The following is a 12,338-nucleotide window of genomic DNA, read 5'->3' on the forward strand; positions in this document are numbered from 1 at the left end:
TCTTTAAGTTAAGGAAATCTCTGTGATTGGACGCTTGCGTGGCACCCTGGTGGAGAAACAGCCACCGCACCTGATACTGGATGTAAACGGCGTTGGCTATGAGCTGGAAGTGCCGATGACCACCCTATATCGCTTGCCGGCGGTCGGCGAGGCGTTGATTTTGCATACCCATCTGGTGGTGCGCGAAGATGCCCAGCTGCTCTATGGCTTCGCCGATAAACGTGATCGGCAGCTGTTTCGTGAGCTGATTCGGCTCAATGGCGTCGGTCCGAAGCTGGCGCTGGCGCTGATGTCCAGCCTTACGGTGGATGAGTTGGTGCGTTGCGTGCAGGCGCAAGACACCTCGGTGCTGGTGAAAATCCCTGGGGTCGGCAAGAAAACCGCCGAGCGCCTGCTGGTCGAACTTAAGGACCGCTTCAATGCCTGGGAGACTTTGCCCGGCATGGGCGATCTGGGGATTGAACCTAGTGCTGGCGCGCCAGTCTCAAATGCGGAGAATGATGCCCTGAGTGCGTTACTCTCGCTGGGCTACAAGCCGCAGGAAGCCAGTCGCGCCGTGGCTGCAGTCAAGGAAGATGGCCTGTCCAGTGAAGACTTAATCCGCCGTGCTCTTAAAGGTATGGGCTAGCCCCTCATCTATGACTCTTTATATGTGCCTTTTATGTGTAAGCAGCCATGCTAGACGCTGATCGTCTGATTACCGCGACCGCCAACCCGCGCGAGCGCGAAGAGCAGCAAGACCGCGCTATTCGCCCGCTCAAGCTGGCCGAATACATTGGTCAGCCGGCTGTGCGCGAACAAATGGAGTTGTTTATCCAAGCGGCGCGCGGACGTAACGAGGCGCTCGATCACACCCTGATTTTCGGCCCGCCTGGGCTGGGTAAGACCACTCTGGCCAATATCATTGCCCAGGAGCTGGGCGTGTCGATCAAAAGCACCTCGGGCCCGGTGCTGGAGCGCCCCGGCGACTTGGCGGCGATGCTGACCAACCTGGAGTCGGGCGATGTGCTCTTTATCGATGAAATCCATCGCCTGTCGCCAATAGTCGAAGAAATCCTCTATCCGGCCATGGAGGATTTCCAGCTCGACATCATGATCGGTGAAGGCCCTGCGGCGCGTTCGATCAAGCTGGACCTGCCGCCCTTCACCCTGGTTGGCGCCACCACCCGCGCCGGCATGCTGACCAATCCGCTGCGTGACCGCTTCGGCATTGTGCAGCGGCTGGAGTTTTACAGCGTGGTCGACTTGACCACCATCGTCACCCGCTCGGCGCGCATTCTGGGCTTGCCGATTGATCAGGCTGGCGCCTTTGAAATTGCCCGGCGTGCCCGCGGCACGCCGCGAATCGCCAACCGCTTGTTGCGCCGCGTGCGTGATTACGCCCAGGTGCGCGCCCAAGGCGAGATTACCCAGATAATTGCCAACCTGGCGCTGAACTTGCTGGCCGTTGATGAGCACGGCTTCGACCAGCAAGATCGGCGCTTGCTGCTGACCATGATCGAGAAGTTCGATGGTGGCCCGGTCGGCATCGATAGCTTGGCAGCGGCGATTAGCGAGGAACGCCACACCATTGAAGATGTGTTGGAACCCTATTTGATCCAGCAGGGGTATATCATGCGCACCCCGCGCGGTCGGGTGGTCACCCGTCATGCGTATTTGCACTTTGGCTTGAATATTCCAGCGCGATTGGGCGATTTGCCGTCCGTCGAGCTGGCCGCGGATGAGCAGTAACGGGACACAATCAGTTGCAGATGCCGATTGGCAAGCCGGGGAGTAAGCACTAGAGTATGCGCGCGCAAAACCAAGGGCAGCCATTTGCCCATCGCTGTCGGGTGTATTTCGAAGATACCGATGCCGGTGGCATCGTTTACTACGTCAATTACCTCAAGTTTATGGAGCGGGCGCGCACCGAATTGCTGCGCGCCAGTGGTTTTGCTCAGTCGCAATTGGCCGATCAAGGTATTTTGTTTGTGGTGCATTCGTGCGAGGCGCGTTATTTCGTGCCGGCGCGTTTGGATGATGAGCTGTTAGTCAGTGCCGATGTAATCGAATTAAACCGTGCCAGCCTGCGCTTTCGTCAACAGGTAAGGCGGGCTGCGGATAACGTACTGCTCTGCGAAGGGCAGTTTCTGGTGGCCTGTGTGCGCGCCGATAGTTTCAAACCCCGGGCCATTCCGGCGACGCTGAATGCGGCATTTGCCAGCAACAGCGGCGCCGGTCAGCCCAGTGCAGGAGAGTAAGCGTGGAAGCCAACGCCGTAGACCATTCCTCCATGTGGAGCCTGATCAGCAACGCCAGTGTGGTGGTGCAATTGGTCATGCTGATTCTGGTGGCTGCATCGGTCACCTCATGGGTGATGATTTTTCAGCGCAGCAATATGCTGCGCGCCGCCAAGCGTGCGCTGGACAACTTCGACGAGCGCTTCTGGTCGGGTATCGATCTGTCCAAACTGTATCGCCAGGCAGGCAGCAATCCAGACCCGGATTCGGGCGTTGAGCAGATTTTTCGCGCCGGCTTTAAAGAGTTCTCCCGTCTGCGTCAGCAGGCGGGTGTTGATCCTGCGGCGGTGATGGAGGGTGTGGCGCGGGCCATGCGCGTGGCCATCTCGCGCGAAGAAGAAAAGCTCGATCAAGGTTTGCCATTTTTGGCCACGGTAGGTTCCACCAGTCCCTATATCGGCCTGTTTGGTACCGTGTGGGGGATCATGAATTCCTTCCGTGGTTTAGCCACAGCCCAGCAAGCTACCTTGGCCACTGTCGCGCCGGGTATTGCCGAGGCCTTGATTGCTACGGCAATCGGTCTGTTTGCGGCCATTCCGGCGGTAATCGCCTACAACCGCTTCGCCGCCCAAAGCGAAATGCTGATCGGTCGTTATTACACCTTTGCCGACGAATTCCAGGCGATTCTGCATCGCAAGGTTCACACCAGTGATGAGTAGGTGCGTTGTGGCGGGCGATGAGTTCCAGGGCAATATGTTCCGCACGGCAAGGTTCACACCAGCGATGAATAACAACGCTGCTGTTTCTATCGGCCTGCAACCTATGGGTAAGTGCTAAGTCATGGCCAGAGTTCGCCAGAAACGTAAACCCCACGCGGAAATGAACGTGGTGCCTTACATCGACGTGATGTTGGTGCTGCTGGTTATTTTCATGGTGACTGCGCCGATGATGAACCAAGGCGTGAAAGTCGATCTGCCCAAGGTCGGTAGCGAGGCTTTGCAGCAGGATAACAACGCGCAAGTGCTGACGATCTCGATCAAGGCCGACAAAACTTTTTACTGGAATTTCGGTAAGGAAGTCGACACTGACGCCAAGAGCGCGCTGGATAAGGCGCTGACGCTACCGCAAATGACCGCTGCGGTTAAAGGGATCATGGGCGAGAACAGCCGCCAAGGTAAACCGGTGCAGGTCATGCTGCGTGGCGATAAAACCCTCGCCTACGAAACGGTGATGGCGGCCATGGGTGGCTTGCAACAGGCTGGCGTCGGCAACGTCGGGCTGATTACCGAGGCTCCTTGATGCGTTGGCAGCCCGAACGGTCACCCGCAGAGAACTATTTTTGGCCGATTATCTGGGCCGTAGCTTTTCATGTGCTGATGTTTGCCATGTTGTTTGTCAGTTTTGCCATGACCCCTGATCTGCCGCCCGCGCGGCCAGTGGTGCAGGCGACCCTGTATAAACTCAAGTCGCAGAGCAAGGCGACGGTGCAAACCAATCAGAAAATTGCTGGTGAGGCGGTCAAGACCAAAGCGCCGACCAATCAAACCGAGCAACTTGAACAAAAGAAAAACGAACAAGAAAAACTCGAAGTGGCCAAGGCTGCAGAAGAGGCTAAAGCCGACGCCAAGGCTGAGGCGGTGAAAGAGGCTGCGGCCGCCAAGCAAGAAGCGGCCGAGACGAAGAAGGTCGAAGAAGCTGCCAAGGCGGCCGAAGTCAAAGAATTAGCCGACGTCGCCAAGAAAAAGACCGAAGAAGAAAAGAAAAAAGCCGAAGCCGAAGCGCAGAAGAAAAAAGCCGCCGACGACGCCAAGAAGAAAAAGACCGAAGACGACGCCAAAAAGAAGGCCGCAGAAGAGGCCAAGAAGAAATCCACCGAGGCCGACAAAAAGAAAGCTGCCGACGCCGCGAAGAAGAAAACCGCCGCCGAGGCGGCCAAGCGCAAGGCTGCAGAAGACAAGAAGGCCCAGGCCTTGGCCGAGTTGCTTTCCGAAAGTACCGATTACCAGCAGGCCATCGCCGACACACAAGGAGATGAAGTTGCCGGCAGTTTGGATGACTTGATTGTTAAACTGGTTAGCGATAACTGGACCCGTCCGCCTTCTGCCCGTAATGGTATGAGCGTAGAAGTACAGATAGAGATGCTCCCCGATGGCACCATTACCGGTGCCAGCGTGACCCGCTCCAGCGGTGATGCGGCTTTCGATGGCTCGGCCGTGTCGGCCGTGCGTAAAGTGGGTCGTGTCCCTGAAATGCAGCAATTAGACCGTGCAACTTTTGATCAGCTGTATCGCCAACGGCGTGCGGTCTTTAAACCGGAGGATTTGAGCCTGTGACTACCCTGATTCGTATCGCCTTGCTGGGCCTGCTGTTGCTGGCGAGCGCCGTGCAAGCGGCAGACCCGCTGGTTATTTCCGGCGGTAATGACCGCGCCATCCCGATCGCGGTAGTGCCCTTCGGCTGGCAAGGCGGCACCGTGTTGCCAGAAAACATGGCCGAGATCATCGGCAATGACCTGCGCAACTCCGGCACTTTCGAGCCGATTCCCGCGCAAAACATGATCAGCTTGCCGACCCAAGCCTCCGAGGTGATTTTCCGCGACTGGAAGGCTTTGGGTGCGCAGTTCGTTATGGTCGGCAGCATAGTGCCGGATGGTGGGCGTTTGCAGGTGCAATTTGCGCTGTTTAACGTGGCTACCGAGCAGCAAGTGATGGCCGGCAATGTCAGCGGCAGCGTCGAGCAATTGCGCGATATGGCGCACTTTGTCTCCGATCAGGCGTTTGAGAAGCTGACCGGCATTAAAGGCGCGTTCTCAACTCGTTTGCTGTTCGTTACTGCCGAGCGTTTCTCGGTGGATAACACTCGTTACAGCTTGCAACGCGCCGACTACGACGGTGCCCGTGCAGTCACCCTGCTGCAATCGCGTGAGCCCATCTTGTCGCCGAGTTTTGCTGCCGACGGTAAGCGCATTGCCTATGTGTCTTTCGAGCAGAAGCGCCCGCGGATCTTTATTCAGTACATCGATACCGGTCGGCGCGAGCAGATTACCAACTTTGAAGGCTTGAACGGCGCCCCCGCCTGGTCGCCGGATGGTTCGCGCCTGGCGTTCGTGCTGTCCAAAGACGGTAACCCGGAGATTTACGTGATGAATCTGGCCAGCCGCCAGTTGCAGCGCGTGACCAATCACTTTGGTATCGATACCGAACCTTTTTGGGGTAAAGATGGCCAGACCATCTACTTCACCTCGGATCGCGCCGGCAAGCCGCAAATCTACAAGATGAATATCGCCAGCGGCGCAGTTGAACGGGTGACCTTTATCGGTAACTACAACGCCAATCCAAAGCTGTCGGCCGATGAGAAAACCCTGGTAATGGTGCACCGCCAAGAGGGTTATGCAGTATTCCGCGTGGCTGCGCAGGATCTGACCCGTGGCACGGTGAAGATTCTGACTCAGACCAGTCTGGATGAGTCGCCCACTGTCGCCCCTAATGGCACCATGGTAATCTACGCCACCCGCCAAGAAGGCCGCGGCGTAGTGGTTCTAGCGTCGATCAATGGCCGCGTGAAAATACCGCTGCCAATTGCCGCCCAAGGTGAAATCCGCGAACCTTCGTGGTCCCCCTATCTCAAATGAAACAACCAGCCTTTGGGCTTATTAACTAAAACTCACAAGGAGTTAAACGATGGAAATGCTGAAATTTGGCAAACTTGCTGCACTGGCTTTGACTCTGGCAGTAGCTGCTGGTTGCTCGTCGAAAGGCGCTGAAAACACTGGCGAAGGTACCAATCCTAACAATGGCTACGACGCCAGCACACAAGGTTCGGGCACCGACGGCATGCTGGCTGATGAAGCTGCTCTGCGCGCTATCACCACTTTCTATTTTGCTTATGACAGCTCGGATCTGCTGCCAGAAGCCATGCGCGCCCTTGATGTGCACGCTAAAGACTTGAAAGGCGACGGTTCGCGCGTTGTTCTGCAAGGCAACACCGATGAGCGCGGCACCCGTGAATACAACATGGCTCTGGGCGAGCGTCGTGGTATGGCCGTACAGCGCTACCTAGTGCTGCAAGGCGTTTCGCCAGCTCAGCTGGAAGTGGTTTCTTACGGTGAAGAGCGTCCAGCTGCCACCGGTAGCGACGAAGAAAGCATGGCGCAAAACCGCCGTGTAAACCTGGTTAAGTAATTAGCCATGTTTAAGTGTCAGCGTGCTTTAGCTGTTTTGGTCCTTAGCTTGCCGCTTGCGGCATTGGCTGAGATCCCCGTGGGCGATAACTCTGCAGCCTCTGGCAGCAGTGGTTATCCGCCCGCAGGTTATGGCACGTCTGGCGCCTATGCAGAGGGCGGGGCAGCAGCCCCGGCCTCAGCGCAAGGCCAGCTGTTTCTGCAGTTGCAACAGATGCAGCAAGAACTCGGTCAGCTGCGTGGCATGCTGGAAGAGCAGCAAAACGAGATTCAACGTTTAAAACAAGAAGGTCTGGAGCGTTATCAGTCTCTCGATCAGCGGTTGTCCGGCGGTGCTATAGGCGCCCCAGCAACGCAAAATTCCCCGGCTGCTGGCGCGATTAACGCCGCTGGCAGCCCCGCTGCACCGGTGGCTAATGCACCTGCTAGCAACGAACCTGGCGATCCAGCCAAAGAAAAGCTCTATTACGACGCCTCCTTTGAGCTGATCAAAACCAAGGACTTCGACAAAGCCAGTCAGGCCTTTGAGGCCTTCCTGCGCAAATACCCAAGCAGTCAGTACGCCGGTAATGCCCAGTATTGGTTGGGTGAGGTGAATGTCGCTCAGGGCCGTTTGCAGGCCGCCGGGCAAGCCTTTGCCAAGGTCAGCCAGAACTATCCAAGCCACACCAAAGTGCCGGACTCGTTATACAAACTGGGCGATGTCGAACTGCGCTTGGGCAACCTGGATAAAGCCAAGGGGATATTCCAGCAAGTGATTGCGCAGTATCCAACCAGTTCGGCGGCGCAGTTGGCGCAGCGTGAGTTGAAGCGTTTGTAATCAAGACGCCTTACGGGGCTGGCCAGATGATCAAGAAAGCCCGCGCCTGTCAGACTGTGTGAAAACTACTGCGCTCGGTTATGCCGCGTTAAAAACAGGCTCGGACTGCTCATTTACAACTCGTAAACTCCGCGTCCTCGCCTGTTTTTGCCTTGCCTAACCTTCGCTCGCTACGTTTTCACACGGTCTGCTGTCGCGGGTTTTTTATGGCCCGCCATCTCTGGCGGCCACCCTGCGGGCCGTCGCTGCGCGACGTGAAAAATCTCTCCTGGAGATTTTTTCGTATACAATCCACGCCCCCCATTTTTCCTCTCAAGAGGCGCAACGGAGGCGGATGGCCTGTGTCGCTGTCACGCCCGTGGCTGATATGCAAGAAACCCTGCGCATTACCGAAATTTTTTATTCGCTGCAGGGCGAAACGCGCACCGCCGGTTTACCGACTGTGTTCGTTCGCCTGACCGGCTGCCCGCTGCGTTGCCAGTACTGCGACACCGCCTACGCCTTCAGCGGTGGCGAGTTGCAATCGTTGGACGCCATCCTCGAACAAGTTGCCGGCTATAAGCCGCGCTACGTTTGTGTGACCGGCGGCGAGCCACTGGCTCAGCCCAATTGCATTCCTTTACTCAAGCAACTGTGCGACGCAGGTTACGAGGTCTCGCTGGAAACCAGCGGCGCGCTGGATATCGCGGCGGTCGATCCGCGGGTCAGTCGCGTGGTCGATCTGAAAACTCCAGGTTCGGCCGAGGTTGGTCGTAATCGCTACGACAACATTGGCCACTTAACCGTGAATGATCAGGTCAAGTTTGTCATCTGCTCCCGTGAAGACTACGACTGGGCGGTTTCCAAGCTGATCGAATATCGCCTCGAGCAGCGTGCCGGCGAGGTGTTGTTCTCGCCGAGCCATCATCAGGTTGCCGCACGCACCTTGGCCGAGTGGATCATTGCCGACAACTTGCCGGTACGCCTGCAAATGCAGCTGCACAAAATTCTTTGGGATGACGCGCCGGGACACTGAGGCGGGAGACGAATATGACAGATAAAAAAGCGGTAATTCTGCTCTCCGGCGGCCTCGATTCCGCCACCGTAGTGGCCATGGCGCGCGCCGACGGTTATGCCTGCTACACCATGAGTTTCGACTATGGCCAACGCCATCGCTCTGAACTGCAGGCCGCCGAGTTGGTGGCCAAGCAGTTGGGGGTGGTCGAGCACAAAGTCATCGGCATGAACCTCAATGGTATCGGCGGCTCGGCGCTGACCGATGCCTCGATTGCGGTGCCCGAGCACCTGGCCGAAGGGATTCCGGTCACCTATGTGCCGGCGCGCAATACCTTGTTTCTGTCCTTGGCCCTGGGTTGGGCCGAGGTGCTGGGCGCCCGCGACATCTTTATCGGGGTCAATGCGGTGGATTACTCCGGCTATCCGGATTGCCGTCCGGAATTTATTGCCGCCTTTGAAACCCTGGCCAATCTGGCCACCAAGGCTGGGGTCGAAGGCCAAGGCTTTCGGATTCAGGCGCCACTGCAGGCCATGAGCAAGGGTGAGATCGTTCAGGCTGGGTTGCGTCTGGGCGTTGATTACGCCTTGACGGTGTCTTGTTATCAGGCCGATCAGCAGGGCCGTGCCTGTGGTAAGTGCGACAGTTGCCGGCTGCGCGCGGCAGGTTTTAGCCAGGCGGGCGTAGTAGATCCAACCCGTTATTTCTAAAAGGTTACTTGCTTGTTATTGATTTTGTTCAATAAATCAGTATTATACGCCCCCGATGGGTCGTTAGCTCAGTTGGTAGAGCAGTTGGCTTTTAACCAATTGGTCGTAGGTTCGAATCCCACACGACCCACCATCATTTTCAATATGTAATCGTCTAGCGATTAGTTACACGCCATACGATTGCAGCATGCGCCGGCTTGCCGTTGCATAAATCGGGGTATAGCGCAGTCCGGTAGCGCGCCTGCTTTGGGAGCAGGATGTCAGGAGTTCGAATCCCCTTACCCCGACCATATATCAAGTCAAAGGCGCCCTAGGGCGCTTTTTTCGTTTCTGGCTCGACAGAACGCTTTTCTCATCCTGGGTGGCTCTGGTTGTATCGCACAGACGCTAGTGGAAGTGTTTAGCCGGTGCGGTTGCACGGCTCGCGGCTGGTATACTTGGCAGTCGCGCCCCACGCTTACAGGTCCAAAGAACATGACGCAGATTGCCGAACGCCTGCTTGTTCAAGCTCATCTCGATGCCCAGCAACCCAAGCCTTTGACTGCTGCTGAAGAAGCGCATTATCGCGCCGCCATTGCGGCCGAGCTGAAGGCCCAGAATGCCGTGCTGGTGGCGCATTATTATTGCGATCCGGTGATTCAGGCCTTGGCCGAAGAAACCGGTGGTTGCGTGTCCGACTCGCTGGAGATGGCTCGCTTTGGTAGCCAAAGCTCAGCGCAGACTGTGCTGGTGGCCGGCGTTAAGTTTATGGGCGAGACGGCGAAGATCCTTAACCCGGAAAAACGCATCCTGATGCCGACTCTGGAGGCGACCTGCTCCCTGGACCTGGGTTGCCCGGTCGAGGAATTCGCGGCTTTTTGCGATCAGCATCCTGAGCGCACCGTGGTGGTCTACGCCAACACCTCGGCGGCGGTCAAAGCTCGCGCCGATTGGGTGGTGACCTCCAGCTGCGCGCTGGAAATCGTCGAAAGCCTGATGGATAACGGCGAGAAAATCATCTGGGCGCCAGACAAGCATCTGGGTCGCTATATCCAAAAGCAAACCGGCGCCGACATGCTGCTCTGGGACGGTGCCTGCATCGTCCACGAAGAGTTCAAGGCCAAGCAGCTGCAAGACATGAAGGCGCTGTACCCGGAGGCGGCGATTCTGGTGCACCCGGAGTCGCCCGAGGCGGTGATTGATCTGGCTGATGCGGTGGGTTCCACCAGTCAGCTGATCAAGGCGGCGCAAACCCTGCCGAATAAGACCTTTATCGTCGCCACCGACCGCGGCATCTTCTACAAGATGCAGCAGTTGTGTCCGGACAAGGTCTTTATCGAGGCACCTACCGCCGGTAATGGCGCGGCGTGCCGCAGTTGCGCGCACTGCCCTTGGATGGCGATGAACACCCTGGAGCGCACCCTGCAGTGCCTGCGCGAGGGCAGTAACGAGATTCTGGTTGACCCGGCCTTGATACCGCGGGCGGTGCAGCCGCTCAAGCGGATGTTGGATTTCACCCAGGCCGCGCGGTTGCAGTCGTTGGGTAACGCTTAGGGTCATCTCGCTCAGGCAATAAAAAACCGGTTTTTTGGCCGGTTTTTTATTGCGCGTCTAATGCTCGATAGAGCTTCAGCGCAGCATTTGCTTAACCATTTGCTGCTCTTGGATAAAAATCTGCTGGCGGGCGTCAATTCGCGAGGCCAGCTGGAAGTTGTTGCTGGCGCGGCGCTTGGCCAACTCTAACTGCTGGATGGCCTGGTCGAAGTCGCCGACCAATGCAAAGTACTCGCCGCGCGCCTGGTGCAAGCCAATGATATTGCCGGACAGGCCACGGGTTTCCGCCACCTGATACCAGATGTCCGGATCGTAGGGGCGCTCCTTCACCAGCATGTCGAGAATTTTCTCGGCTTCGGCTGCGCGGTTTTGCTTGAGCAGCAGATCAACCTGGCTTTGATTGAGCGGGTAATCCTTGGGGTAGAGCTTGAGCAGCCGTTGGACTCGCTCTTGGGCTTCTTTGAGGCGATTGGCGGTGGTGTCCAGCTCAATCAGTACCAGATTGTAGACCAGCTCATTCGGCGCTTTGTCTAGCAGGGGTTTTAGGCTCTCCCGGGCTTCATCCAGCAGGCCGCCTTTAAGCTGCGCCAAGGTCAGGCCGTAACGGGCGATATCCTGCTTGGGGCTTTCATCGAGAATGCTGCGATAACGCTTGGCGGCCAGCCCTGGGGTTTCTTCGAAAGCAATTTGCACCCGCACGCGCATCATTTGATAGCGCAGGCTGTCTTCGATGCCGGCGGCTGGGAACTGTTCGGCGCGGTTGCGGGTGTCGGCAATGCGCGACTCGCTCACCGGGTGACTGAGCAGAAATTCCGGTGGCTTGCGGTCGTAGCGGTACTGGCGCATCAGGCGCTCGAACATGCTGGGCATGGCGCGCGGGTCGTAACCGGCTTTTTCCAGGTTAAGAATGCCGATGCGGTCGGCTTCTTGCTCGTTTTGCCGGGAGAAGCGTTGCCGCTCTTGCATGGCCGCCGCTTGGGTGCCGATTATTGCGGCCATGCCGGCATCGCCAGCGCCGGCAGCGGCGGCGATGATGCCACCCAGCAGGGCGGCCATCATTGGCAGCTGCATGCGTTGCTGGGCTTCTTGGCCGCGGGCAAAGTGGCGTTGGGATAAGTGGGCTAATTCGTGAGCCATTACCGAGGCGTATTCGGCTTCGGTTTGCGCATACAGAAACAGGCCGCCGTTGACCCCGATAATGCCGCCTGGTGCGGCGAAGGCGTTCAGCTGTGAGCTTTTGATCAGCACAAACTCTAAGCGTCGGTCTTGGACTTGGCTGGTTTCAACCAGTCGATACACGCTGTTTTCGACAAAGCTCTTGAGCTGCGGATCGTTAAGCTGTGCCACCTGGCCGCGCAATAAACTTAACCAGGCGCGGCCGAGCAGGTGCTCTTGCTGGGGGGAGACCACCGAGGAGCTGGAGTCGCCGAGCGAGGGCAGATCGCTGGCAATCCCTGGAGTGGCGAGCAGGCAGGCCAGTGTCAGCAGCGTGGGGCGCAAAAAATTCATGCACAGAGCTCTTGGCGATAAAGACGCTACTGTAGCCGTCTGCTTGGGTGGCTGGCCAGAGCTGCGCGGCATCGCTATCCTGCGGGCCCATGAAAAGGTGCTGGTATGACTGACGAATTTGATGAGTTAACGGCCTGCGCGGGCGAAGTGGATGCCAGCGGCTTGAGCTGCCCATTGCCGCTGCTGAAGGCCAAACTGGCCCTGAATGGCTTGGCCAGCGGTGAGCTACTGAAAGTGACGGCCACCGATGCCGGCTCGCAACGAGACTTTCGCGCCTTCGCCCGCCTAGCCGGACATGAGTTGCTGCACGAAGATGAAGCGGACGGGGTGTATCGCTACTGGCTGCGCAAAGCCTGAGGGATAATTGCCCGCT

Annotated in this window: 14 protein-coding genes and 2 tRNA genes; 15 read left to right on the forward strand and 1 reads right to left on the reverse strand. The window is 57.6% G+C overall.

The features are described 5' to 3' along the window. The first annotated feature begins 22 nt into the window (after nucleotides 1-22). The 14 genes from ruvA (at nucleotide 23) to nadA (ending at nucleotide 10,456) form a co-directional block, all read left to right on the forward strand. The gene (gene ruvA / locus Q8R10_RS00805; RefSeq protein WP_305650126.1) at nucleotides 23-628 is read left to right on the forward strand and encodes a Holliday junction branch migration protein RuvA; all 606 of its coding nucleotides are present in this window, start codon (nucleotides 23-25) and stop codon (nucleotides 626-628) included. A gap of 47 nt (nucleotides 629-675) precedes the next feature. Continuing rightward, nucleotides 676-1,731, forward strand: a complete 1,056-nt coding sequence (gene ruvB / locus Q8R10_RS00810; RefSeq protein WP_305650128.1) for a Holliday junction branch migration DNA helicase RuvB — start codon at nucleotides 676-678, stop codon at nucleotides 1,729-1,731. 56 nt (nucleotides 1,732-1,787) lie between these two features. Then, on the forward strand, nucleotides 1,788-2,240 hold the full coding sequence (ybgC, locus tag Q8R10_RS00815; RefSeq protein WP_371133275.1) for a tol-pal system-associated acyl-CoA thioesterase: 453 nt from the start codon (nucleotides 1,788-1,790) through the stop codon (nucleotides 2,238-2,240). A gap of 2 nt (nucleotides 2,241-2,242) precedes the next feature. Next, nucleotides 2,243-2,938 (forward strand): protein TolQ, encoded by a 696-nt coding sequence (tolQ, locus tag Q8R10_RS00820; RefSeq protein WP_305650130.1) that lies wholly within the window; start codon nucleotides 2,243-2,245, stop codon nucleotides 2,936-2,938. Nucleotides 2,939-3,059: 121 nt separating this feature from the next. After that, nucleotides 3,060-3,518, forward strand: a complete 459-nt coding sequence (tolR, locus tag Q8R10_RS00825; RefSeq protein WP_305650132.1) for a protein TolR — start codon at nucleotides 3,060-3,062, stop codon at nucleotides 3,516-3,518. After that, nucleotides 3,518-4,552, forward strand: a complete 1,035-nt coding sequence (gene tolA / locus Q8R10_RS00830) for a cell envelope integrity protein TolA (protein ID WP_305650134.1) — start codon at nucleotides 3,518-3,520, stop codon at nucleotides 4,550-4,552. The genes tolR and tolA overlap by 1 nt, the downstream gene beginning before the upstream one ends. Then, a complete protein-coding gene (tolB, locus tag Q8R10_RS00835; protein WP_305650136.1) occupies nucleotides 4,549-5,850 on the forward strand; it encodes a Tol-Pal system beta propeller repeat protein TolB in 1,302 nt (433 codons plus the stop codon). The genes tolA and tolB overlap by 4 nt, the downstream gene beginning before the upstream one ends. Before the next feature lie 49 nt (nucleotides 5,851-5,899). Then, nucleotides 5,900-6,400 carry a peptidoglycan-associated lipoprotein Pal gene (gene pal / locus Q8R10_RS00840; protein ID WP_305650138.1) on the forward strand — a complete coding sequence of 167 codons (501 nt, stop codon included), beginning with the start codon at nucleotides 5,900-5,902 and terminating at the stop codon, nucleotides 6,398-6,400. A 6-nt stretch (nucleotides 6,401-6,406) separates the two neighbouring features. Further along, on the forward strand, nucleotides 6,407-7,219 hold the full coding sequence (gene ybgF, locus Q8R10_RS00845) for a tol-pal system protein YbgF (RefSeq protein ID WP_305650140.1): 813 nt from the start codon (nucleotides 6,407-6,409) through the stop codon (nucleotides 7,217-7,219). Nucleotides 7,220-7,586: 367 nt separating this feature from the next. Continuing rightward, a complete protein-coding gene (gene queE, locus Q8R10_RS00850) occupies nucleotides 7,587-8,234 on the forward strand; it encodes a 7-carboxy-7-deazaguanine synthase QueE (protein ID WP_305650216.1) in 648 nt (215 codons plus the stop codon). Nucleotides 8,235-8,248: 14 nt separating this feature from the next. Further along, nucleotides 8,249-8,923 carry a 7-cyano-7-deazaguanine synthase QueC gene (queC, locus tag Q8R10_RS00855; RefSeq protein ID WP_305650142.1) on the forward strand — a complete coding sequence of 225 codons (675 nt, stop codon included), beginning with the start codon at nucleotides 8,249-8,251 and terminating at the stop codon, nucleotides 8,921-8,923. 57 nt (nucleotides 8,924-8,980) lie between these two features. Continuing rightward, nucleotides 8,981-9,056: transfer RNA gene (locus Q8R10_RS00860), tRNA-Lys, on the forward strand. An 80-nt stretch (nucleotides 9,057-9,136) separates the two neighbouring features. Continuing rightward, nucleotides 9,137-9,213, forward strand: a tRNA-Pro gene (locus Q8R10_RS00865). Nucleotides 9,214-9,397: 184 nt separating this feature from the next. Beyond that, the gene (gene nadA / locus Q8R10_RS00870) at nucleotides 9,398-10,456 is read left to right on the forward strand and encodes a quinolinate synthase NadA (protein WP_305650144.1); all 1,059 of its coding nucleotides are present in this window, start codon (nucleotides 9,398-9,400) and stop codon (nucleotides 10,454-10,456) included. A gap of 75 nt (nucleotides 10,457-10,531) precedes the next feature. Here the strand turns inward: nadA and Q8R10_RS00875 are convergent, their stop codons facing one another. After that, nucleotides 10,532-11,965 carry a M48 family metalloprotease gene (locus tag Q8R10_RS00875; RefSeq protein ID WP_305650145.1) on the reverse strand — a complete coding sequence of 478 codons (1,434 nt, stop codon included), beginning with the start codon at nucleotides 11,963-11,965 and terminating at the stop codon, nucleotides 10,532-10,534. A 105-nt stretch (nucleotides 11,966-12,070) separates the two neighbouring features. On the opposite strand from Q8R10_RS00875, the gene Q8R10_RS00880 reads away from it, so the two are divergent. After that, entirely contained in the window at nucleotides 12,071-12,322 is a 252-nt protein-coding gene (locus Q8R10_RS00880) for a sulfurtransferase TusA family protein (protein WP_305650146.1), read from the forward strand. Nucleotides 12,323-12,338 lie beyond the last annotated feature (16 nt).

The organism is Pseudomonas sp., from assembly GCF_030698175.1.
GTDB lineage: Bacteria > Pseudomonadota > Gammaproteobacteria > Pseudomonadales > Pseudomonadaceae > Aquipseudomonas.